The organism is Nocardioides pini (genome assembly GCF_026712185.1).
GTDB lineage: Bacteria > Actinomycetota > Actinomycetes > Propionibacteriales > Nocardioidaceae > Nocardioides > Nocardioides pini.
In genome coordinates this window covers 580,976-601,824 of sequence record NZ_JAPPUX010000001.1, presented here as the reverse complement: position 1 = coordinate 601,824, position 20,849 = coordinate 580,976, and the positions used below count along the sequence as shown (strand labels likewise).

Sequence of the window (20,849 nt, the reverse complement as noted above, 5' to 3'; positions counted from 1 at the left end):
GCCGCTCAGCGCGGAGGCGCGTACATATGTTGTTCCACGCAACATATGGAGTGACCACAGTCACGTCCAGATAGCCGACACGGCTGTTGCCGGTTCGTTACCAAAACGGGCGCCAGGGGCCACTGTGGACTGGACCACCCGCGCTCGCCGGGGGCTAGCGTGACGGCCATGACCGGCCTCGACGTGTCCGCCCCGCCCGTCCCGCGGTCCGAGGAGGTGCTCACGCCCGATGCGCTCGCCTTTGTGGCCGACCTCGACGCCCGCTTCCACGAGCGGCGCGACGAGCTGCTCGCGGCGCGTCGGAGCCGCCGCGAGGAGATCGCCCGGACCGGGCGCCTGGACTTCCTGCCCGAGACGGCGCACGTGCGCGACTCCGACTGGACGGTGGCGCCCGTGCCCGCCGACCTGCGGGACCGTCGCGTCGAGATCACCGGCCCCACCGACCCGAAGATGGCGATCAACGCCCTCAACTCCGGCGCGCGGGTGTGGCTCGCCGACCTCGAGGACGCCAACACCCCGCACTGGCGCAACGTCGTCGGTGGCCAGCTGACCCTGCGTGACGCCGTCCGCGGGCGTCTCGCGTTCACCTCGCCCGAGGGCAAGGAGTACGCCGTCGCCGACCCGGCGCGCAGCCCCGTGGTCCTCCCCCGTCCCCGCGGCTGGCACTTCGACGAGGCCCACCTCACCGCCGACGGCCGCCCCGTCGTCGCGGCCCTGGTCGACTTCGGCCTGCACTTCTTCCACAACGCCCGCGAGCTGCTGGCCGCCGGGAGCGGGCCCTACTACTACCTGCCGAAGATGGAGTCGCACCTCGAGGCCCGCCTGTGGGACGACGTCTTCACCCACGCCGAGGCGGCCCTCGGGGTGCCGCACGGCTCGGTGCGGGCGACCGTCCTCATCGAGACCATCACCGCGGCCTTCGAGATGGACGAGATCCTGCACGAGCTGCGCGATCACGCGGCCGGGCTGAACGCCGGCCGCTGGGACTACCTGTTCAGCATCATCAAGAACTTCCGTGACGCGGGGCCCGGCTTCACGCTCCCCGACCGCAACGCGGTGACCATGGCGGCACCGATGATGACCGCCTACAGCGACCTCCTGGTGCGGACCTGCCACCGACGCGGGGCCTTCGCGATCGGCGGGATGGCGGCGTTCATCCCGAGCCGACGGGACCCCGAGGTCAACGAGCGGGCCTTCGCCAAGGTGCGCGAGGACAAAACCCGCGAGGCCCGCGCCGGCTTCGACGGCTCGTGGGTGGCCCACCCCGACCTGGTGCCGGTGTGCGAGGAGGTGTTCGACGCCGTCCTCGACGGGCGGGACAACCAGCTCGACGTGCTCCGTGACGACGTGTCGGTCTCCGCCGCCGACCTGCTCGCGGTCGGCGAGACGCCCGGCGAGCGCACCGAGGCCGGGCTGCGCGGCAACGTGCGGATCGGCATGCAGTACCTCCACGCCTGGCTGTCGGGCAACGGCGCCGCCGGCATCGACAACCTGATGGAGGACGCGGCGACCGCCGAGATCTCACGCTCGCAGGTGTGGCAGTGGGTCCACAACGGCGCCACCCTCGACTCCGGCGAGGTGATCACGCGCGACCTCGTCGAGCGCCTGGTGGCCGAGGAGCACGACGCCCTCGGCGGTGCGGTCGACGAGGACGCCCGCCGGCTCTTCGTCGACTGCGCGCTGGGCGACGACTTCCCCGACTTCCTCACCCTCCAGGCGTACGACGTCCTGCTGGCGCGGGGCGACTGACCGGCCGGACGAACCCGCCGGAGGCCACCTGGTCGCCGCCCACCCACACGTCGGCGACGTCGGCGTCGCCGGCGAGCGCGAAGACCTTGCCCAGGGCCTCCTCCGGCGACCCGGCGTGCCGCAGCCCGATGTCGAGCGAGGTGCCGACCGGCGGTCGCACGCAGATCGCGTCGAACTGCTTGCCCGGGCTCAGGTCGCCGGTGACGTCACCGAGGCCCAGCGCCGCCGCGCCCGCCGCCGTGCTGAGGTGCAGGAGGTGCCCCGCGGCCAGCGGCAGCCCGTCGGCGCCGAGCAGGTGCTGCAGGAAGTAGGCCTGCAGGCCCTCCTTGAAGATCGAGAAGCCGGTCCCGGCGCCGACGTCGCTGCCCAGCGCGACGCGCACGCCCGCCGCGACGTGCCGTCGCAGCGAGAACATCCCCGAGCCGAGGGCGGCGTTGCTGGTCGGGCAGTAGGCCACCGCGGTGCCCCGGGCCGCCAGGACGTCGAGCTCGGCGTCGGTCGGGTGCACGTCGTGGGCCAGGACCGAGCAGCCCCCGAGCAGCCCGTGGTGGTCGTAGGTGTCGACGTAGTGGTCGCGGTGCGGGAACTGGTCGGCGACCGTGGCGACCTCGGCGTTGTTCTCGTTGACGTGGGAGGTGAAGCAGGCGCCGTCGACCACCTCGAGGACGTCGGCGCACGCCGCGAGGATGGCGTCGGAGGCCGACAGCGCGAAGCGCGGCGTGACGGCGTAGCGGAGCCGACCCCGACCGTGCCAGTCCGCGGCGAGCCGGACCGCCTCGTCGTGGGAGCGCTCGGGCGTCGTCAGCAGCGGCTCGGGCAGGATGCGGTCGCTCACGACCAGCCCGCTGGTCATCCGCAGCCCGAAGCGCTCGGCCTCGGCGAAGAGCGCGTCGACCGCGGGCGCGAAGTGCGACCCGAAGACGAGCGACGTCGTCGTCCCGGCGGCGATCAGGCCGGCGACGAGCTCGCCGGCCACCGTGGCGGCGTACGACGTCGAGGCGAGGCGCTCCTCCTCCGGCAGGGCGCACCGCTCGAGCCATTCGAGCAGCGGCATGCCGAGGGCGCCGATCACCCGCACCTGGGGGAAGTGGACGTGGGTGTCGACCAGCCCGGGCAGCAGCAGGCCCGACCGGAGGTCGATGACGGGCGCGTCGGGGCGTGCGGCCGCCACCGAGGCGAAGGGGCCGCGGGCGGTGATGACCCCGTCGTCGGAGACGGCGAGCCCGAGGTCGTCGTCGTAGCGGAACGCCGGGCCGCTGGTGGTGAAGGGGTCGTCGGGGGCGTCGTAGGCCCGGGCCCGGTAGACGACCCCGGGCGCCGTCACCTGGCGACCCCGGCGCGGTCGGCGGCGAGGAGGTCCATCAGCTCGGCTGCCACCGAGACGGCGATCGCGGCGGGCACCTTGCTGGCGGTCGCGGGCAGCCCGATCGGGCAGCGGATCCGGGCGACGGCGGCGTCGTCGTGCCCCTCGACCGCGAGGCCGGTGCGGAAGCGGGCCCACTTGGCGGCCGATCCGATCAGTCCGACCGACCCGAGGTGGGTGCAGCGCAGGGCGGCGTCGCAGAGGGCGAAGTCCTCGGCGTGGTCGTGGGTCATCACCAGCACGTGCGTGCCCGCCGGGACCGCCCCGAGCGCGAGCTCGGGGACCGGCGAGTGGTGGACCCGCACCCGCGCCTCGCCGTCGGCGGGCAGCGCCAGGCGCTGGTCGTCGAGCAGGCCGGCACGGGAGTCGACGAGGTGGAGGTCGAGGTCGTGGGCCGCCAGGATCCGGGCGAGCTGGAGCCCGACGTGTCCCACGCCGAAGACCGCCACGGACCCCACCACCGGCAGCGGCTCGAGCAGCAGGGTGACCTCGCCGCCGCAGCACTGCCGGCCGTGGTCGGTGCGGGCCTTGTCGGTCAGGCCGAGGACGAGCTGCTCGGGGACGGCGCTCCCCTCGCCGATCATCGCCCGGGCGCGGGCGAGGGCGGTCTCCTCGAGGTTGCCGCCACCGACGCTGCCCCATGCGGCCTCCGCCGCGACGACCATCTTGGCGCCGGCGTCGCGAGGGGCGTGGCCGCGCACCTCGGAGATCGTGACCAGCACCCCGGGGAGCCTCTGCTCCCGCAGCCGCTCGACCGCTCCCAGCCAGTGCACGTCAGGCCTCCCCGGCCGCGTGGGCGGCCTGCTCGGACCTGGGGTGGAGGGCCGGCGCCGCCGGGTCGGGCCGGTCGGGCACCGCGCCCGGCAGGCCCTCGACGACACCGCCGCGAAGGTGGCCGGGGACCGCCGCCCGGGCGCGCTCCGCGGCCCAGAAGACCGCCTCGGGCGTGGCCGGGGAGGCGAGCTCCACGCTGACACCATCCGGCCCGAACGCCGCGACCGCCTCGCGCAGTGCCTCACGCACCGCGAACGCCAGCATGAGCGGGGGCTCACCGACCGCCTTGGAGCCGTAGACCGCGCCGTCCTCGTGCGCCCGCTCGAGCAGCGCGACGTTGAACTCGTCGGGCAGCTCGCCCAGGCTCGGGAGCTTGTAGGTGCTGGCGGACTGCGTGGTGAGCCGGCCGCGTCCCGGACCGTCGGTCTCGTCCCAGCGCAGGTCCTCCATCGTCAGCCAGCCGACCCCCTGCACGAAGCCGCCCTCGACCTGCCCGAGGTCGACGAGCGGGGACAGGCTGTCGCCGACGTCGTGCACGACGTCGACGCGCCGCGTGCGGTGGGCGCCGGTGAAGCCGTCGACCTCCACCTCGGCGGCGGCGACGCCGTAGGCGAAGTACTTGAAGGGGTGGCCGCTCATCCGCGTGGAGTCCCAGTGGATCCCCTCGGTGCGGTAGAAGCCGGCCGCCCACAGCTGCACCCGGCTGAAGTACGCCTCGCGGACCAGCTCCTCCCACGCCAGGCCGCGGCCCGCGTCGACCTCGCGCAGGCGCGCGAGGACCTGCTCGCAGGCGTCCTTGACCGCGCCGCCGTTGAGGTCGGTGCTGGAGCTCGCCGCGGTCGCGGACGTGTTGGGCACCTTGTCGGTGCGGGTGGGTGCGACGCGGACCTTCGCGAGGGGTACGCCGAGGGTGGTGGCCGCGACCTGCAGCATCTTCGTGTGCAGCCCCTGGCCCATCTCGGTGCCGCCGTGGTTGATCAGCACCGACCCGTCCTTGTAGACGTGCACCAGCGCGCCGGCCTGGTTGAAGGCGGTGAAGTTGAAGGAGATGCCGAACTTCACCGGCGTCACCGCGAGGCCGCGCTTGCGGTGGGGGTGGGCGGCGTTGAAGGCCGCGACCTCGGCGCGACGGCGTACGACATCGCCGCTGGCGAGAACCTGCTCCCACGCAGCAACCAGCCGCTCGGGGTGGCGGACCACCTGGCCGTAGGGCGTGGCCTGGCCGTCGACGTAGAAGTTGCGCCGGCGCAGGTCGACCGCGTCGATCCCGAGCAGCGGGGCGCAGCGACCGAGGATGTCCTCGACCACCAGCATCCCCTGCGGTCCGCCGAAGCCGCGGAACGCGGTCTGGGAGGTCTTGTGGGTGCGCGCCACCCGGCCGTGCAGGAGCACGTGCGGGATCCAGTAGGCGTTGTCGACGTGGCACAGTGCCCGCGCCAGCACCGGCTCGCTGAGGTCGAGGCTCCAGCCGCCGTCGGAGGTCAGGGTCGCCTCGAGGGCGGTCAGCCGCCCGTCGTCGTCGAAGCCGACCCGCCACTGCGCGTGGAAGCCGTGGCGCTTGCCGGTCATCGTCATGTCGTGGGTGCGGCTCAGGCGCAGCCGCACGGGACGGCCGGTGAGGACGGCGCCGAGCGCGGCGACCGCCGCGAAGCCGTGGGGCTGCATCTCCTTGCCCCCGAACCCGCCGCCCATGCGCAGGCACTGCACGGTCACGTGGTGGCTGTCGAGGCCGAGCACGTGCGCCACGATCTCCTGCGTCTCGCTCGGGTGCTGCGTGCTGCTCTGCACGAACACCTGCCCGCCCTCGTCGACGAGGGCGAGGGAGGCGTGGGTCTCGAGGTAGAAGTGCTCCTGCCCCGCCATCTCGGTGACGCCGCTGAAGACGTGGGCGGCGCCCGCCAGGCCCGCCTGGACGTCACCCCGGGCGACGACGGGCCGGCCGCCCTGGAAGTGCTCGGCGTCGATCGCCTCGGCCAGCGACACGATCGCGGGCAGCGGCTCGTAGTCGACCTCGACCGCGGCGGCGCCGCGGCGGGCGGCCTCGAGGGTGTCGCCCAGCACCCAGCAGACGGCGTGCCCGACGAACATGACGACGTCGGGGAACAGCGGCTCGTCGTGCTTGACCCCGGCGTCGTTGACCCCCGGCACGTCGTCGGCGGTCAGCACGCGGACGACGCCCGGGACGGCGAGCGCCGGGGCGGCGTCGACCCGGGTGACCCGGGCGTGCGGGTGGGGCGAGCAGACCGGGTGGGCGTGCAGCACGTGCGGCGTGCGGTGCACCAGGTCGTCGGTGTAGAGCGCGTGGCCGGTGACGTGGAGGGCGGCGCTCTCGTGGGGCAGGGCGAGGCCGACGACCGCGTCGTCGGGGCGCTCGGACAGGCGGCTCATCGGGACTGCTCCTCGTCCCACTCCTCGAACCACCACGCCCTCAGGGCGTTGCCCAGCATCGCCGAGCGGTAGGCGGCGCTGGCCCGCTGGTCGTCGATCGGCGTGCCCTCCCCCGCCAGCACGCGGGAGGCCGCCTCGACCGTCTCCTGCGTCCACGGCCGTCCCTCGAGGGCGGCCTCGGTGGCGCGGGCGCGCAGCGGCGTCGCGGCGACCCCGCCGAGGCCGATGCGTGCCCTCACGACCGTGCCGTCGACGACGTCGAGCGCGGCCGCGACGGCGACGCTGGAGATGTCGTCGTAGCGCCGCTTGGCGATCTTGCGGAACGTGGTGCGGGTGGGGAGCGGCGTCGGCACCCGGACGGCCCGGATCAGCTCGCCGGCCCGCAGGACCGTCTCGCGGTAGCCGGTGAAGAAGTCGGCGAGCGCGACCTCCCGGTCACCGGAGGCCGAGGCGAGCACCAGCGTCGCGTCGAGGGCGAGGAGGGCGGGGGCGAGGTCGCCGATCGGCGACGCGGTCGCGAGGTTGCCGCCGATGGTCGCCCCGTTGCGGATGAGCGGGGAGGCGAACAGCGGCCAGACGTCGGCGAGCAGCGGCACGGTGTCGCCCAGCGCGGCCTCGACCTCGCTGAGGGTCAGCGCGGCCCCGATCTCCACCGGACCGCCGGTCGAGAGCCCGCGCAGCTCGGGGAGCCGGTCGACGGCGACGACGTAGGACGCCCGGCGACCCCGCAGGTTGGCCTCCACGCCCCAGTCGGTGGACCCCGCGACGACGACGGCGTCGGGGTGCTCGGCCAGCAGCGCCAGGGCCTCGGCCAGGTCCGCGGGACGGGCGAACCCGTCCACCCGGGTCGCCACCACCGCCGGCGCGGGACTCCCCTGCCGCTCGGCCAGGGGGTCGGCGGAGGCGGGACCGCCGAGGGCGCGGGCCGCGTCACGGATCGGGCGGTAGCCGGTGCAGCGGCACAGGTTGCCGGCGATCGCGTGCAGGTCGAAGCCCTCGGGACCGGCCTCGCGGCCGGGGCGGTAGTACTCGGCCGCCATCGAGCAGGCGAACCCCGGCGTGCAGTAGCCGCACTGGGAGCCGCCGGCGGCGGCGAGCCCGGCCTGGACGGGGTGCAGCCGCTCGGGGGTGCCGAGGCCCTCCGCGGTGACGACCTCCTGCCCGTCGAGCGCGAGGGCCGGCACGAGGCACGCGTTGACGGGGGTCCAGCGGCAACCCGCGCCGTCGGGCCGCGCGATCATCACCGCGCAGGCACCGCACTCCCCCTCCGCGCAGCCCTCCTTGGCGCCGGTGAGCCCGAGGCCGCGCAGGAAGTCGAGCACGTTGGTGTGGGTGGGCGTGCCGGCGAGCGGGCGCGGCTGCCCGTTGACGGTGACCTGCGGATCCGGCACGTGCTCTCCCCTCGGCAGAACGTCAGGCGCAACAGTTCGGTGGGCGCATGGTTCAGGGAGTCACGGGCCGCCGGTTGTCCATGCCGAACGACGACCTGCCGTCGTCCATCCTACGTGACCGGGGTCACATCGTGGTGGACCTCGGGTGCAGCCGCGGGTGCCGGTTGACGTCCTTGTAGAGCAGGTAGCGGAACCGGCCGGGCCCGCCGGCGTAGCAGGCCTGCGGGCAGAAGGCGCGCAGCCACATGAAGTCGCCCGCCTCGACCTCGACCCAGTCCTGGTTGAGCAGGTAGACCGCCTTGCCCTCGAGCACGTAGAGGCCGTGCTCCATCACGTGGGTCTCCGGGAACGGGATCGCTCCCCCGGGCTCGAAGCCCACGATGTTGACGTGCATGTCGTGCCGCACGTCGAGGGGGTCGACGAAGCGCTGGGTGCCCCACGCGCCGTCGGTGCCGGGCATCGGCTCGGCGTCGACGTCGTCCTCGTGGACGACGAACGGGTCGGGCACCTCGACGCCCTCGACCCGCTCGTAGGCCTTCCGGATCCAGTGGAATGCCAGCGGCTCGTCGCCGCCGTTGCGCAGCGTCCAGGCCGTCCCCGGCGGCACGAAGGCATAGCTTCCGGGCTCGAGCGCGTGGGTCCGGTCGCCGACCGTCAGGGTCGATCGCCCGCCCACCACGAAGAGCACGGACTCCGCGTCGGGGTCGTCGTCGGGTCGCTCGGTCCCGCCGCCCGGCGCCACCTCGACGACGTACCAGGAGAAGGTCTCGGCGAAGCCGGACAGCGGCCGGGCGATCACCCAGAGCCGGGTGTCGTCCCAGTGCGGCAGGCGGCTCGCGACGATGTCGGTCATCGTCCCGCGTGGCAGCACGGCGTAGGCCTCGGTGAAGACCGCGCGACCGGACTGGCCGGTCGTGAGGTCGGTCTGCGGCGGCAGCCCGCCCCTCGGCACCCAGTAGCTCACCGGTCCACCCCTCTCGTCGGCCCTCTCCCCAGCAGCCGGCCGCGGGGCGGGCCCGCCAGGTCGACCGGTCGTCCGCGCAGCCAGGTCGCGCGCACGGTGCCGGTGAGCGTACGCCCGGCGTAGGGCGTGACCGGGTTCTTGTGGTGCAGCGCGGCCGCGTCGACGACCCACTCCTCGTCGGGCGCGAAGACGCAGAGGTCGGCATCGGCGCCCACGGCGATCTCGCCCTTGCCGGCCAGCCCCACCCGGCGGGCGGGCGCCGTGGCCATCCACCGCACAACGTCGGCGAGGGGTACGCCGCGCTCGCGGGCGCCCGTCCAGACGACCGGCAGGCCGAGCTGCAGGGAGGCGATCCCGCCCCAGGCGTCGGCGAAGTCACCGGTGTCGCGGAGCTTGAGGTCCGCGGTGCACGGCGAGTGGTCCGTGACGACGAGGTCGATGTCGCCCTCGACGAGCGCCTGCCAGAGGGCATCGCGGTTGGCCGCGCCGCGGATCGGTGGGCAGCACTTGAGCTCGGTGGCGCCGTCGGTGATCGTCGCGGCGTCGAAGTGCAGGTAGTGCGGGCAGGTCTCCACCGACACGTCGACGCCGTCGCGGCGGGCGGCCCGCAGCGCGGGCACCGCACCCGAGGCGCTGAGGTGCACGACGTGGGCGCGGGCCCCTGTACGACGGGCGGTGTCGACGACGAGCGCGATGGCCCGCTCCTCCGCGGCGTCGGGCCGGCTGTCCAGGAAGCCGCGGTAGGCCGTCCCGTGGGGGCACGCCCCGATCTCGTCGGCGTCCTCGGCGTGCACGACCACCAGCGAGCCGAGGCGCGCGACCTCGGCCATCGCCTCGGCGAGCTCGGCCGGTGCGAGGTGGGGGAACTCCTCCACGCCCGAGTCGAGCAGGAAGCACTTGAAGCCGAGCACCCCGGCGTCGTGCAGCGGTGCCAGGTCGGCGACGTTGCCCGGCACGGCGCCGCCCCAGAAGCCGACGTCCACCCAGGTCTGGCCCCGCGCCGCCTGCCGCTTCGCCTCCAGCGCCGCGACGGTCGTCGTCGGGGGGATGCTGTTGAGCGGCATGTCGACGATGGTCGTCACGCCGCCGGCAGCCGCGGCGCGGGTCGCGCTGGCGAAGCCCTCCCAGTCCGTGCGGCCCGGCTCGTTGACGTGGACGTGGGTGTCGACGAGTCCCGGCAGCAGCACCTCGTCGTCGGCCAGCACGACCACCTCGGCGCCCCCGGCGTCGGCGTCGACGGGACCGATGTCGACGACGACCCCGTCGCGGACCCGCACGGCGGCGGACCGCTCGGCACCGGCGACGACCGCTCGGGCGGCCCGGACGAGGGTCTCCGGCGCGGTGTCCCCGACCATGCTCAGCTGCCCCGGTAGGTGGAGTAACCGAAGGGGTTGAGCAGCAGCGGCACGTGGTGGTGCTCGTCCGAGGCGACGGTGAAGGCCACGACGACCTCGGGGTAGAACGCGGCGACCCCCCGGGCGGCGAACCACGAGCCGGTGTCGAAGCGGATGCGGTGGTCGCCGTGCGGCAGGTCGGCAGCGAGCTCGCCGACCCGGCCGTCGGCGTCGGTGACGCCCGAGGCCAGGACCGTGCCGTCGGCGGTCTCCAGGCTCACGTGGAGCCCCTCGGCCGGACGACCGGCCGAGGTGTCGAGGACGTGCGTGCTCAACGACGCCATCAGGACGCTCCCTCCGGGTCCGTCTCCTCCATCAGCTGCCTCATCCGCAGCACCGCGATCTGGGTCAGCTGGTCGATCGTCGCCGCGCGCTCGAGCTCGGCGTCGTTGGCCAGGCGCTGGTGGAGGTGCTCGAGGATCTCCTCGCCGCTGCGGCCGGCGGCCCGGACGATGAACACCCGGCCGAAGCGGTCCTCGTAGGCCCGGTTGCCCTCCTCGAGGCGCCGCTTCAGGTCGGTGTCGTCCCGGTCGACGCCGGACTGCTCCCGCGTCGAGTGGGCGGCGTCGTGCCGGTCTGCGTCGGCGCGCTCGCCGATGCGCGGGTGCCGCGCGAGCGCCTGCTCGAGCTCCTCGTCGGAGATGGTCGCCGACGCCGCGACCATGCCGGCCTCGACCTGGCCGACGGTGTCGTACGGCCGCCCGGCGAGCACCCGGTCGGCCCACTGGGGCGCGTCGAGGCAGGTCAGCAGGAGCCGGCGCGCGTCCTCGGCGCCGGCGGCGTTGAAGCGCGCGACGTTCACGTCGTCCCCTCCCGGAGCACCTCGGCCTCGATCAGCCCGTAGGGGCGGTCGGCCGCGATGAAGACCTCGCCGGGGTTGTCGAGCCCGAACGGCTCGAGGTCCACGAGGAAGTGGTGCTTGTTGGGCGCGGCGAAGCCGATCCGGGTGATGTCCGCGTGCGCGGCGAGCACGGCCCGGCCCATCGCGTAGAGGGTCTCCTGCAGGGCCCTGCTGTAGGTCGTCGCGAACGTCTCGAGCAGCAGCGCGCGCACCGACTCGTACGTCGTGGTCCAGTCGGGCTGCGCGCCGGGCCGGTAGTGCCACCTGGCGCGGAGCGCGGTCGCGAGGATGCGGTCGTCGGCGTCGGGGAGCGTCGTGTAGTCGTCGCGGAGGAAGCCCTTGAACTCCGAGCCCGTCGACTTCAGCACCACCAGGTCCTCGAGCCCGGAGGAGACCGCAGCACCCGCTGACGTCACCTCGACCGCGGTGGTCCGCACCTCGCCGCCGCGCCGGACGAACGCGTGGTCGTGGCCGAAGCCGTTGACCGGGATCCGGTCCCACGCGTACTCCTCGACGCGCACGACCGCGCCCTCGGCCGCCGGCGTCGCGTCCAGCAGGCGGGTGCCGAGCGCGATCGCGTAGTCCTCGGGCGAGGCGATGCCGTGCAGCTTGGCGAACGCGAACGCCGTGTTCTTCTGCGTGTCCGTCGGCAGCACCTGCGACTGGTCGCCGTGGGTGTGCGCGGCGGCGAAGTCGCCGTACAGCGAGGTCGACACGTTGAGGTCGCGGATCTCGTGGCGCGCCGTGTCGCGCACGATGCGTACGACGCGCGACTCGGCCTTGCCGTAGCGGTTCGGTCCCAGCACGATGCCTGTCACTCTCGTCCTCCCGTCTCCGTGGCGCGGTGCGCCAGCCCTGCGAGCCGCTGTGCGTCCAGCCCGCTTCCCTCGGTCACCTCGTCCTGCGACAGTGCGCCGCAGTCGATCCCGCGCAGCAGGAAGTCGGCGAGCGCGCGGGCGGTCGCCGGTTCGTCGAGGACGCCGGAGTCCCGGCGCTCGACGTAGGTGCGCAACCGGCCGGCGGCGGCCGCGAGCCCGTCGCGGTAGAAGCCGAACGTCGCCGCGAAGCGGGTCGGCAGCTGGGCGGGATGGAGGTCCCACCCCTGGTAGTAGCCGCGCTCCAGCGACCGGCGGACGAGCCGCAGGTGGTTGGCCCAGGCCGAGGCCACCTCGTCGGCCCCGCCGACCGGGAGCACGTTGGTGGAGCCGTCGGAGAGGCGTACGCCGGTGCCGGCCGCCGCCGCCTGCATGACGGCCTTGGCGTGGTCGGCGACGGGGTGCTCGAGGCTCTGGTGCGCCGCCGCGATGCCGCAGTAGGCCGAGTAGTCGTAGGTGCCGTAGTGCAGGCCCGTGCAGCGACCGCCGGACGCGTGCACCATGCGGGCCACGAGCGCGCTGCCGTCGGGGCCGAGGATCGACTGCGGCGTCTCGACCTGGATCTCGAAGCGCAGGGCGCCGACGTCGAGGCCGAGCTCGGACTCGAGCCGTGCGGCGACGTGGACCAGCGCCTCCACCTGCTCCACCGCGGTCACCTTGGGCAGCGTGACCACGAAGGTGCCGGGCAGCGGGCCGCCCTCGACCAGACCGGCCACGAAGAGCGCCAGGGTGCGCAGCCCGCGACTCCTGGTGGGCGCCTCGAACCCCTTGAACCGGATGCCCGTGAAGGGTGCCGCGGTCCCGGCGTCGAGCGCGGCGCGCAGGTCGGCCGCCGCGCGTCGTACGTCGTCGTCCTCCTCGGCGTCGGTGCGGGAGCCGTAGCCGTCCTCGAAGTCGATGCGCAGGTCCTCGACGGGCTCGCGCCCGAGCTTGGCCCGCACCCGCGCGACGAGGTCGCGGTCGCCGTCCACCATCCCGAGGAGCCGGTCGGCGTGCTCCTCCACCGCGGCGAGCGCCGCCGCACCGTGGTCGCGCACGAGGTCGGGGTGGAAGCGGTCGGCCGGGACGTACACCGTGTGCACGGGCTGGCGTCCTGCTCGCTCGCCCGGGTAGCGCACCGCGAGCAGCGCGTCGACGGTCGCCAGGCGCGTGTCGAGCTCGCTGGTGAGACCACCGACGAGGTGGTCGAGGCTCTCCATGCGGAGACCCTAGACCCGCGTCAGGTCGCCGGGGGACGCTTGCGCTGCGGCGCCGGGCGGGTCGGGTCGTCATCGGGCCGGTCGAAGCTCTCCGGCACCACGATGGGTCGCAGCCGCGCCCAGCCGATGAAGACCGCCGAGACCGCGATCAGCCCCAGACCGGTCCAGAGGTTCGCGTTGACCCCGCCCGTCTTCTCCAGCGCCTTGTCGCCGAAGATCCCGGCGAGCACCAGGATGATGCCGTAGACGCCCATGAGCAGGCCGATGATGTTGCGGATGTCGAAGGCGCCGGCCTTGTGCGGAGCGCCGGTGCTGTCGGACGTGCCAGTCGTGTCGGACATGGTGGCCCCTCTCTCAGAAGGCGGCGTTGAGGACGATGACCATCGCGAGCGCGATGCCGGCGAGCGGGACCGTGCGGCGGTACCAGGGGTAGGACGCCTCCTCGGGATCGATGCGGTCCTCCCTCGGCGTCTCGGAGTAGACCAGGCCCTTGAGCTCGGAGGCCGGCTTGGGCTTCGTCACCAGGGAGACGACGACGCTGATGACGAAGTCGACGACGAAGGCCGTGGAGGCGGCGAGGAACGCTGCGCCCTGCCCGGGCAGGTCGATGACACCGGCCGCGGCCAGGCGGTCGACGGTGACCGCCGACACCGTGCCGAGGACCAGGCCCATCCACGCCGCGGTCGGCGTCATCCGCTTCCAGAACATGCCGAGGATGAACGTCGCGAAGAGCGGGGCGTTGAAGAACCCGAACAGCGTCTGCAGGTAGTTCATGACGTTGTCGTAGCCCATGGCGATCTGGGCGGTGAACACCGCGATGATCGTCGCGGCGACGGTGGCGAGGCGACCGATGCGCAGGTAGTAGTCGTCGCTGTGGTCCTTGCGGATGTAGCGCTGCCACAGGTCGTAGGAGAAGACGGTGTTGAACGCCGAGATGTTGGCCGCCATGCCTGCCATGAACGCCGCCAGCAGCCCGGCGATCGCCAGGCCGAGGAGGCCGTTGGGCAGCACGTCTCGCATGAGCAGCAGCAGCGCGTCGTTGTAGGCGACGCCCTCCCCGCTGGCTCCGCCCTCGGGACTGCCGCCGTTCTTGAGGTCGATCATCTCCTGCACCAGGACCGCGGAGACCATGCCCGGCACGATCACGATGAAGGGGATGAACATCTTCGGGAAGGACCCGATGACCGGGGTCTTGCGGGCCGCGGAGATGGAGTTGGAGGCCATCGCGCGCTGGACCTCGACGAAGTTCGTCGTCCAGTAGCCGAAGGACAGCACGAACCCGAGGCCGAACACGATGCCGACGACCGAGAAGAACCCGGAGTCGAAGCCCGACAGGGCCTGCCCGGGCCACGACTCGAGCTGCTGGCTCGCGGGGGCGACGGCCGCGTCGGCCGGTGCGCCGTTGGCCGCGGCGGTGATCTTGTCGTTGAGGCCGTCCCAGCCGCCGACGCGGTTCAGCCCGATGAGGGTCAGCGGCAGCAGCGAGGCGACGATGACGAAGAACTGCAGCACCTCGTTGTAGATCGCCGCGCTCAGGCCGCCGAGGGTGATGTAGGACAGCACGATCGCCCCGGCGACGACGAGCGCGATCCAGATCGGCCAGCCGAGCAGCGCGTGCAGGATGCCCGCGAGGAGCGCCAGGTTGACGCCCGCGATGAGCAGCTGGGCCACGGCGAAGCTGATCGCGTTGACTAGGTGGGCGCCGGTGCCGAAGCGCCGGAACATGAACTCCGGCACCGAGCGGACCTTGGAGCCGTAGTAGAACGGCATCATCACGACGCCGAGGAACAGCATCGCCGGCACCGCGCCGACCCAGAAGTAGTGGACCGTCGGGAGACCGATCTCCGCACCGTTGGCGGACATGCCCATGATCTCGACCGCGCCGAGGTTGGCGGAGATGAACGCCAGGCCCGTCACCCACGCCGGCAGCGACCGACCGGACAGGAAGAAGTCGATCGAGTCCGACACCGACCGCCGGGCCATCACGCCGATGCCGAGCACGAAGCCGAAGTAGATCGCGACCAGCAGGTAGTCCAGCCAGGTCGCGTCGATCAGGGTGTCGGACGACATGTCACCTCCCGAGATTCATGTGTGGGCCATCCAGCAACCTAGACCCCTCCGCTCGCTGCGGCGACCACCCCGTGGTGGGGTCCTCCGGAGTCAGCGGCGCGGCGGTCGTCAGTCGCCGACGACGACCTCCACCTCGAAGCCCTCAGAGCTCGCGAGGTAGAGCGCGACGTGCTGCTCCCCGCCGGCGTGCGGGTAGCGGTCGGCGTACAGCTCGTGCCAGCCGTGCTCGGTCGACTCCGCCCGCACCCGGTCGAGCCCGGCCCGGGTGCCGACGGTGAGGGCGAGGTGGTTCACCCCCGGACGCAGCCGGTCGTGCTCGCCGTGCTGGTCGGGCGAGTGCTCCATGAAGACGTACGTCCCGTCCGGGTGCTGCCACGACAGCATGCCGTCCTCGCGCTGCCAGCCGCACGCAGCGAGCAGCCAGCCCCACTCCCCCTCGGCGGCCTCGACGTCGTCGACCCAGAGGTCGAGGTGGTGCAGCGCGCGCGGCATGCCCCGGCTCACTCCCACTCGATGGTGCCCGGGGGCTTGGAGGTGACGTCGAGGGTGACGCGGTTGATCTCGGCCACCTCGTTGGTGATGCGGGTGGAGATCCGCTCCATGACCTCGTAGGGCAGGCGGGCCCAGTCGGCGGTCATCGCGTCCTCGGAGGTGACCGGGCGGATCACGACAGGGTGGCCGTAGGTGCGGCCGTCGCCCTGCACGCCGACGGATCGGACGTCGGCGAGCAGCACGACCGGCATCTGCCAGATGTCGCGGTCCAGGCCGGCGCGGGTGAGCTCCTGGCGGGCGATCGCGTCGGTGCGGCGGAGGATGTCGAGGCGCTCGGCCGTCACCTCGCCGATGATGCGGATGCCGAGGCCCGGGCCGGGGAACGGCTGGCGCCAGACCATCTCCGCCGGCAGGCCGAGCTGCTCGCCGACGAGGCGGACCTCGTCCTTGAACAGGGTGCGCAGCGGCTCGACGAGCGCGAACTCGAGGTCCTCGGGCAGGCCGCCGACGTTGTGGTGCGACTTGATGTTGGAGGTGCCGGCACCGCCGCCGGACTCGACGACGTCCGGGTAGAGCGTGCCCTGCACGAGGAAGCCGACCTTGTCGCCGTGCTCGGCGGCCTCGCCGAGCACCTGCACCTCGGCGGCCTCGAAGGCCCGGATGAACTCGCGGCCGATGATCTTGCGCTTCTCCTCCGGGTCGGTGACCCCGGCGAGGGCGGCGAGGAAGGTCTCGCGCGCGTCGTGGACGTGGAGGTTGACGCCGGTCGCGGCGACGAAGTCGCGCTCGACCTGCTCGGCCTCGCCCTCGCGGAGCAGGCCGTGGTCGATGAAGACGCAGTGCAACCGGTCGCCGATGGCGCGCTGCACGATGGCCGCGGCGACGGCGGAGTCGACGCCGCCGGACAGGCCGCAGATCGCCAGGCCGCTGTCGCCGATCTGCTCGCGGACGCGCTCGATCTGCTCCTCGGCGATGTTGAGCATGGTCCACGTCTGGCGTGCGCCGGCGATGTGGTGGAGGAAGTGCTCGAGCACCTTCTGGCCGTGCTCGGAGTGGAGCACCTCGGGGTGCCACTGGACGCCCGCGAGACCGCGGCCCACGTCCTCGAACGCGGCGACCGGGGTGTCCGCGGTGGAGGCGAGCACGGTGAAGCCCTCGGGCGCCCGGGCGACCGAGTCGCCGTGCGACATCCAGACCTTGTGCTCGGCCGGGATGCCCTCGAGGAGGGTGCCCGGCTCGGAGACGGAGACCGGCGTACGGCCGTACTCGCGCGCGCCGGTGTGGGCGACCTCGCCGCCGAGGCCCTTGGCCATGAGCTGGAAGCCGTAGCACATCCCGAAGACCGGGACCCCGGCCGTGAAGACGTGGTCGTCGATGCCCGGGGCGCCCTCGGCGTAGACGCTCGACGGGCCGCCGGACAGGATGATCGCCTTGGGCTTGCGCGCGAGCATCTCGGCCACCGGCATCGTGTGCGGCACGATCTCGGAGTAGACGCGGGCCTCGCGCACCCGCCTCGCGATCAGCTGGGCGTACTGCGCCCCGAAGTCGACGACGAGGACCAGGTCGTGCTCTCCAGGCTGCGTCACGCGCCGAGTCTATCGATGGGATCGCCCCAGGGCCCGATCGGGGAGCGAGGGCCGAGTATCGGGCCCGGCCCGCTCATCCCGGCTCGGGAGTCGCCCCAGGACCCGATCGGGGAGGGAGGGTGATCGGGCCCTGGGGCTTGGCTCCCAGCCACTGCGAACAGCTGCCGAGACGAGAGACCCGGCCCTTGGGAGGGAGCATGACTGCCGGGCCCCTCTACCCGGCCCAACGACCTCGGCAGGGCGTGGTTACGGCCCGGTCCCGACCAGCTCGCCGACCACCTCGCCGACCACGGCGCGGAGCTGGTCCGCCGGTCAGCTGACGCCGACGATCGGCAGCCGCAGCGCCCCCGGCGCGGCCTCCGGCACGACCGGGTTCTTCGGCTCCACCGGCGCGAGGCGGCGGTAGGCCGAGCCGAGCGCCGGGCGCGGGTCGGCCTCGCCCTTGTTGGGCCAGAACGCCATCGCGCGCTCCGCCTGCGCGGTGATGGTCAGCGACGGGTTCACCCCGAGGTTGGCCGAGATGGCCGAGCCGTCGACGACGTGCAGGCCGTCGTAGCCGAAGACGCGCTGGTAGGGGTCCACGACGCCTGACTCCGGTGAGTCGCCGATGGCGCAGCCGCCGATGAAGTGGGCGGTCAGCGGCATGCCGAGCGGCTCGCCGATCGAGCCGTAGGCCTGCCGGGCGCCCATGATGCGGGCGAGGCGCCGGACGGCGTCGTACGCCGCCGCGATGTAGGTCGGGTTGGGTGCGCCGTGGCCCTGGGTCGAGGACATGTAGCCGACGCCGCCGCGCGTGCGCCACACCGTCGTGATCGAGTTGTCCAGGGTCTGCATGACGAGGGCGACGACCGTGCGCCGCGACCAGGTGTTCAGCGCGTAGAGGTCCTTCAGGCCGTCGCGCTGGCGCCACAGCTCCTTGGCCCAGGTGCGCCACCGCTTCTCGCCGAGCACCTCGTCGACGAGCACCGTCGCGAGCAGCGGCATCACGTTGCGTCCGTGCCCGTAGCGGACCGGCTCGACGTGGGTGTGCTCGTCGGGATGGAAGCTCGAGGTGATCGCCACGCCGTCGGTCCAGTCGACGGAGTCGTCGTTGGCGGTGGCCCACAGGATGGCTTCGGAGTTGGTGCGGGTGAGGACGCCGAGGCGGTCCGAGATCCGCGGGAGCGAGCCCTCGGCCTTGAGGCGGTGCAGGAGCCGCTGGGTGCCGAGCGCCGCGGCGGAGAAGACCACCTGGTCGGCCGTGAACGTCTTGACGGCCCGGCCCCGGGAGAGCTTCGCCTTCGTCCACCGAGCCGTCACCTCGTAGCCGCCGCCGGGCCGGGGGCGCACGTCGGTGACCGTGGTGAGCGGGTGCACGACCGCGCCGGCCTGCTCGGCGAGGTAGAGGTAGTTCTTGACCAGGGTGTTCTTGGCGTTGTGCCGGCACCCGGTCATGCACGAGCCGCAGTCGATGCACGTCGCGCGGTCGGGACCGACGCCGCCGAAGAAGGGGTCGGGCACCTCCTGGCCGCCGGGCTCGCCGGGCGGGGCGAGGAAGACCCCGACGGGCGTCGGGTGGAAGGTGTCGCCCACGCCCATCTCGTCGGCGACCTTCTTCATGGCCTCGTCCGCGGGCGTCGTCCTGGCGTAGTCGGTCACGCCGAGCATCCGCTTGGCCTGGTCGTAGTACGGCCCGAGCTCGGACTTCCAGTCGGTGATGTGGGCCCACTGGGGGTCGCGGTAGAACGGGTCCGGTGGCTCGTAGAGGGTGTTGGCGTAGTTGAGGGAGCCACCGCCGACGCCGGCGCCGGCGAGGATGAAGCAGTCGTGCACGAGGTCGATGCGCTGGATGCCGTACATCCCGAGCTCGGGGCGGAAGAGGAACTTCTTCACCTCGCCGCCGTGCTGGGGGAGGTCGTCGTCCGCGAAGCGGGCACCGGCCTCGAGGACGCCGACCCGGTAGCCCTTCTCCGTGAGCCGCAGGGCGGTGACCGAGCCGCCGAAGCCCGAGCCGATGACGAGGACGTCGTAGTGCGTGGCCTCGGGGGCGGTGCTCATGCCAGGCCCAGCTTGTTGAGCAGCCGCAGCGCCCCGGTCATCACCTTGGCGTTGGTCTCCTCCGACATCCCGAACATCGGGGCGATCGGCACCAGCCGCTGCACGGCGACGGACTGGGCCTCGGTGTAGCGGTGGATGCCCTCGGCGCCCTGGCGGCGGCCGAGGCCGGACTCGCGCATGCCGCCCATCGGCGCCCCGAGGGATCCGAAGGTCGCCCCGTAGGCCTCGTTGACGTTGACCGTGCCGCACGCGATGCGACGGGCCAGCGCCCGCCCGCGCGCGGTGTCGCGGGTCCAGACCGAGGCGTTGAGGCCGTAGGCGCCGTCGTTGGCCCGCTGGACCGCCTCGTCCTCGCTGTGGAAGCGGTAGAGCGAGACCACCGGGCCGAAGGTCTCCTTGCCGAAGCACTCCATGTCGGCCGAGACGCCCTCGAGGATGGTCGGCTCGAAGACGTAGGGCCCGAGGTCGGGGCGGTGCTTGCCGCCCGTCAGCACGCGGGCGCCCTTGGCGACGGCGTCCTCGACGTGGCGGGTGACGGTGTCGAGCTGTGCCTGCGAGATCAGCGACCCGACGTCGACGGACCAGTCCTGGCTCGCGCCGAGGGTCATCGCCTGCGTGCGCGAGACGAAGGCGTCGACGAAGCGGTCGTAGACCTGGTCGGCGACGAAGAGCCGCTCCATCGACACGCACAGCTGGCCGGCGTTGGAGAACACGGCACGGGTGGCGCCCTCGGCGGCCCGGTGGACGTCGGCGTCGCGGAGCACGAGCATCGGGTTCTTGCCGCCGAGCTCGAGCGAGCAGCCGATGAGCCGCTCGGCGCACCCTCGGGCGATGACCCGTCCGGTGGCCGTGGAGCCGGTGAAGCAGACGTAGTCGGCGTGGGCGACGATCGCGCCGCCCACCTCGGGGCCGGGGCCGGCGACGACCTGCCAGGTCTCCGGCGGGATGCCCGCCTCCTCCAGCAGCTGCGCGGCGAGCAGTGCGGTCAGCACGGTCTGCGCGTCGGGCTTGGACACCACCGCGTTGCCGGCGAGGAGCGCCGGGATGCCGTCGCACAGCGCCATCGTGAGCGGGTAGTTCCAGGGCGAGATGATGCCGACCACGCCCTTCGGCACGCGGTTGACCTCGGCCCGGGTGAGCACGGGGAACATCCCGGCCACGCGTCGGGTGTCGAGGTGCTCGTGGGCGGTGCGGGCGTAGTAGCGCGCGGTGAGCGCGAGGTGGGCGACCTCGAGGTAGGCGTCCTTGCGGGCCTTGCCCGACTCCCACACGACGAGGTCGATGAGCTCCTCCTGCCGGTCGAGCAGCAGGTCGTGCAGCCGCAGCAGCGCCGCGGCGCGGTCGTCGACGGAGGTGGCCGCCCACGACACCTGCGCCCGGCGCGCGCGGGCGAACGCCTCGGCCACGTCGGCCGGGCTCGACTGCGGCACGTGGGCGAGCGGCGTGCCGCCGATCGGCGAGGCGACGGCGACCGTCTCACCGGTGGTGCTGACGAGGCGGCGCGTCAGGCCGGCGACGTACGAGCGGTCGAGGCCGTAGGCGGCGGTGGCGTCGTGCTCGGGGTCCGCCGGGCCGTCGGTGACGGGGCCGGAGGCGGGGGTCTGCTCGCTCATTCCTGCAGCGTAGGTCGCTGCCGACGCCGTTGCTACCGGTTGGTCACGTCGTCCCAGCATTCGACATATCGGCCGATATTGTCCAACGCCGTCGAGCGCTCGCTGCGTCTAGG

General features: G+C 73.2%; 17 protein-coding genes. 1 reads left to right on the top strand and 16 read right to left on the bottom strand.

Translation table 11 applies throughout. The features are described 5' to 3' along the window. Positions 1 to 168: 168 nt before the first annotated feature. On the top strand, positions 169 to 1,749 hold the full coding sequence (gene aceB / locus NYO98_RS02905; protein WP_268110018.1) for a malate synthase A: 1,581 nt from the start codon (positions 169 to 171) through the stop codon (positions 1,747 to 1,749). Here aceB and NYO98_RS02900 read toward each other — a convergent pair. From NYO98_RS02900 to NYO98_RS02825, 16 genes are all read right to left on the bottom strand, one after another. Further along, positions 1,706 to 3,073 carry a guanine deaminase gene (locus NYO98_RS02900; RefSeq protein ID WP_268110017.1) on the bottom strand — a complete coding sequence of 456 codons (1,368 nt, stop codon included), beginning with the start codon at positions 3,071 to 3,073 and terminating at the stop codon, positions 1,706 to 1,708. The two genes, aceB and NYO98_RS02900, sit on opposite strands and share 44 nt — an antisense overlap. Continuing rightward, a complete protein-coding gene (gene xdhC, locus NYO98_RS02895) occupies positions 3,070 to 3,885 on the bottom strand; it encodes a xanthine dehydrogenase accessory protein XdhC (protein ID WP_268110016.1) in 816 nt (271 codons plus the stop codon). The genes NYO98_RS02900 and xdhC overlap by 4 nt, the downstream gene beginning before the upstream one ends. Position 3,886: 1 nt before the next feature. After that, positions 3,887 to 6,274 (bottom strand): xanthine dehydrogenase molybdopterin binding subunit, encoded by a 2,388-nt coding sequence (locus tag NYO98_RS02890; RefSeq protein WP_268110015.1) that lies wholly within the window; start codon positions 6,272 to 6,274, stop codon positions 3,887 to 3,889. Continuing rightward, entirely contained in the window at positions 6,271 to 7,665 is a 1,395-nt protein-coding gene (locus tag NYO98_RS02885; RefSeq protein WP_268110014.1) for a xanthine dehydrogenase small subunit, read from the bottom strand. The genes NYO98_RS02890 and NYO98_RS02885 overlap by 4 nt, the downstream gene beginning before the upstream one ends. A gap of 124 nt (positions 7,666 to 7,789) precedes the next feature. Beyond that, entirely contained in the window at positions 7,790 to 8,629 is an 840-nt protein-coding gene (locus NYO98_RS02880; protein WP_268110013.1) for a bifunctional allantoicase/(S)-ureidoglycine aminohydrolase, read from the bottom strand. Continuing rightward, a complete protein-coding gene (gene allB, locus NYO98_RS02875; protein WP_268110012.1) occupies positions 8,626 to 9,984 on the bottom strand; it encodes an allantoinase AllB in 1,359 nt (452 codons plus the stop codon). The genes NYO98_RS02880 and allB overlap by 4 nt, the downstream gene beginning before the upstream one ends. Before the next feature lie 2 nt (positions 9,985 to 9,986). Further along, positions 9,987 to 10,307 carry a hydroxyisourate hydrolase gene (gene uraH, locus NYO98_RS02870; RefSeq protein WP_268110011.1) on the bottom strand — a complete coding sequence of 107 codons (321 nt, stop codon included), beginning with the start codon at positions 10,305 to 10,307 and terminating at the stop codon, positions 9,987 to 9,989. Continuing rightward, the gene (gene uraD, locus NYO98_RS02865) at positions 10,307 to 10,825 is read right to left on the bottom strand and encodes a 2-oxo-4-hydroxy-4-carboxy-5-ureidoimidazoline decarboxylase (RefSeq protein WP_268110010.1); all 519 of its coding nucleotides are present in this window, start codon (positions 10,823 to 10,825) and stop codon (positions 10,307 to 10,309) included. Before uraD ends, uraH begins: the two co-directional genes overlap by 1 nt. Beyond that, positions 10,822 to 11,670 (bottom strand): factor-independent urate hydroxylase, encoded by an 849-nt coding sequence (pucL, locus tag NYO98_RS02860; RefSeq protein WP_268110009.1) that lies wholly within the window; start codon positions 11,668 to 11,670, stop codon positions 10,822 to 10,824. Before pucL ends, uraD begins: the two co-directional genes overlap by 4 nt. 8 nt (positions 11,671 to 11,678) lie before the next feature. Continuing rightward, positions 11,679 to 12,938: a DUF6986 family protein gene (locus NYO98_RS02855; protein ID WP_268110008.1), complete on the bottom strand. Its 1,260-nt coding sequence runs from the start codon at positions 12,936 to 12,938 to the stop codon at positions 11,679 to 11,681. A 20-nt stretch (positions 12,939 to 12,958) separates the two neighbouring features. Continuing rightward, positions 12,959 to 13,279, bottom strand: a complete 321-nt coding sequence (locus tag NYO98_RS02850; RefSeq protein ID WP_268110007.1) for a hypothetical protein — start codon at positions 13,277 to 13,279, stop codon at positions 12,959 to 12,961. A 13-nt stretch (positions 13,280 to 13,292) separates the two neighbouring features. After that, on the bottom strand, positions 13,293 to 15,008 hold the full coding sequence (locus NYO98_RS02845; RefSeq protein WP_268110006.1) for a sodium:solute symporter family protein: 1,716 nt from the start codon (positions 15,006 to 15,008) through the stop codon (positions 13,293 to 13,295). A 108-nt stretch (positions 15,009 to 15,116) separates the two neighbouring features. After that, a complete protein-coding gene (locus tag NYO98_RS02840; RefSeq protein ID WP_268110005.1) occupies positions 15,117 to 15,512 on the bottom strand; it encodes a VOC family protein in 396 nt (131 codons plus the stop codon). Beyond that, a complete protein-coding gene (gene guaA, locus NYO98_RS02835; RefSeq protein WP_268110004.1) occupies positions 15,509 to 17,086 on the bottom strand; it encodes a glutamine-hydrolyzing GMP synthase in 1,578 nt (525 codons plus the stop codon). The genes NYO98_RS02840 and guaA overlap by 4 nt, the downstream gene beginning before the upstream one ends. A 312-nt stretch (positions 17,087 to 17,398) precedes the next feature. Then, positions 17,399 to 19,123 (bottom strand): GMC oxidoreductase, encoded by a 1,725-nt coding sequence (locus NYO98_RS02830; protein ID WP_268110003.1) that lies wholly within the window; start codon positions 19,121 to 19,123, stop codon positions 17,399 to 17,401. After that, positions 19,120 to 20,736 carry a succinic semialdehyde dehydrogenase gene (locus NYO98_RS02825; protein WP_268110002.1) on the bottom strand — a complete coding sequence of 539 codons (1,617 nt, stop codon included), beginning with the start codon at positions 20,734 to 20,736 and terminating at the stop codon, positions 19,120 to 19,122. Before NYO98_RS02825 ends, NYO98_RS02830 begins: the two co-directional genes overlap by 4 nt. Positions 20,737 to 20,849: the final 113 nt, after the last annotated feature.

Excerpts from the sequence above, each read along its gene's own strand:
- aceB (WP_268110018.1), top strand. The coding sequence starts at position 169 with ATGACCGGCCTCGACGTGTCCGCCCCGCCCGTCCCGCGGTCCGAGGAG.
- NYO98_RS02890 (WP_268110015.1), bottom strand. The coding sequence starts at position 6,274 with ATGAGCCGCCTGTCCGAGCGCCCCGACGACGCGGTCGTCGGCCTCGCC.
- allB (WP_268110012.1), bottom strand. The coding sequence starts at position 9,984 with ATGGTCGGGGACACCGCGCCGGAGACCCTCGTCCGGGCCGCCCGAGCG.
- uraH (WP_268110011.1), bottom strand. The coding sequence starts at position 10,307 with ATGGCGTCGTTGAGCACGCACGTCCTCGACACCTCGGCCGGTCGTCCG.
- NYO98_RS02855 (WP_268110008.1), bottom strand. The coding sequence starts at position 12,938 with ATGGAGAGCCTCGACCACCTCGTCGGTGGTCTCACCAGCGAGCTCGAC.
- NYO98_RS02850 (WP_268110007.1), bottom strand. The coding sequence starts at position 13,279 with ATGTCCGACACGACTGGCACGTCCGACAGCACCGGCGCTCCGCACAAG.
- NYO98_RS02845 (WP_268110006.1), bottom strand. The coding sequence starts at position 15,008 with ATGTCGTCCGACACCCTGATCGACGCGACCTGGCTGGACTACCTGCTG.
- NYO98_RS02830 (WP_268110003.1), bottom strand. The coding sequence starts at position 19,123 with ATGAGCACCGCCCCCGAGGCCACGCACTACGACGTCCTCGTCATCGGC.
- NYO98_RS02825 (WP_268110002.1), bottom strand. The coding sequence starts at position 20,736 with ATGAGCGAGCAGACCCCCGCCTCCGGCCCCGTCACCGACGGCCCGGCG.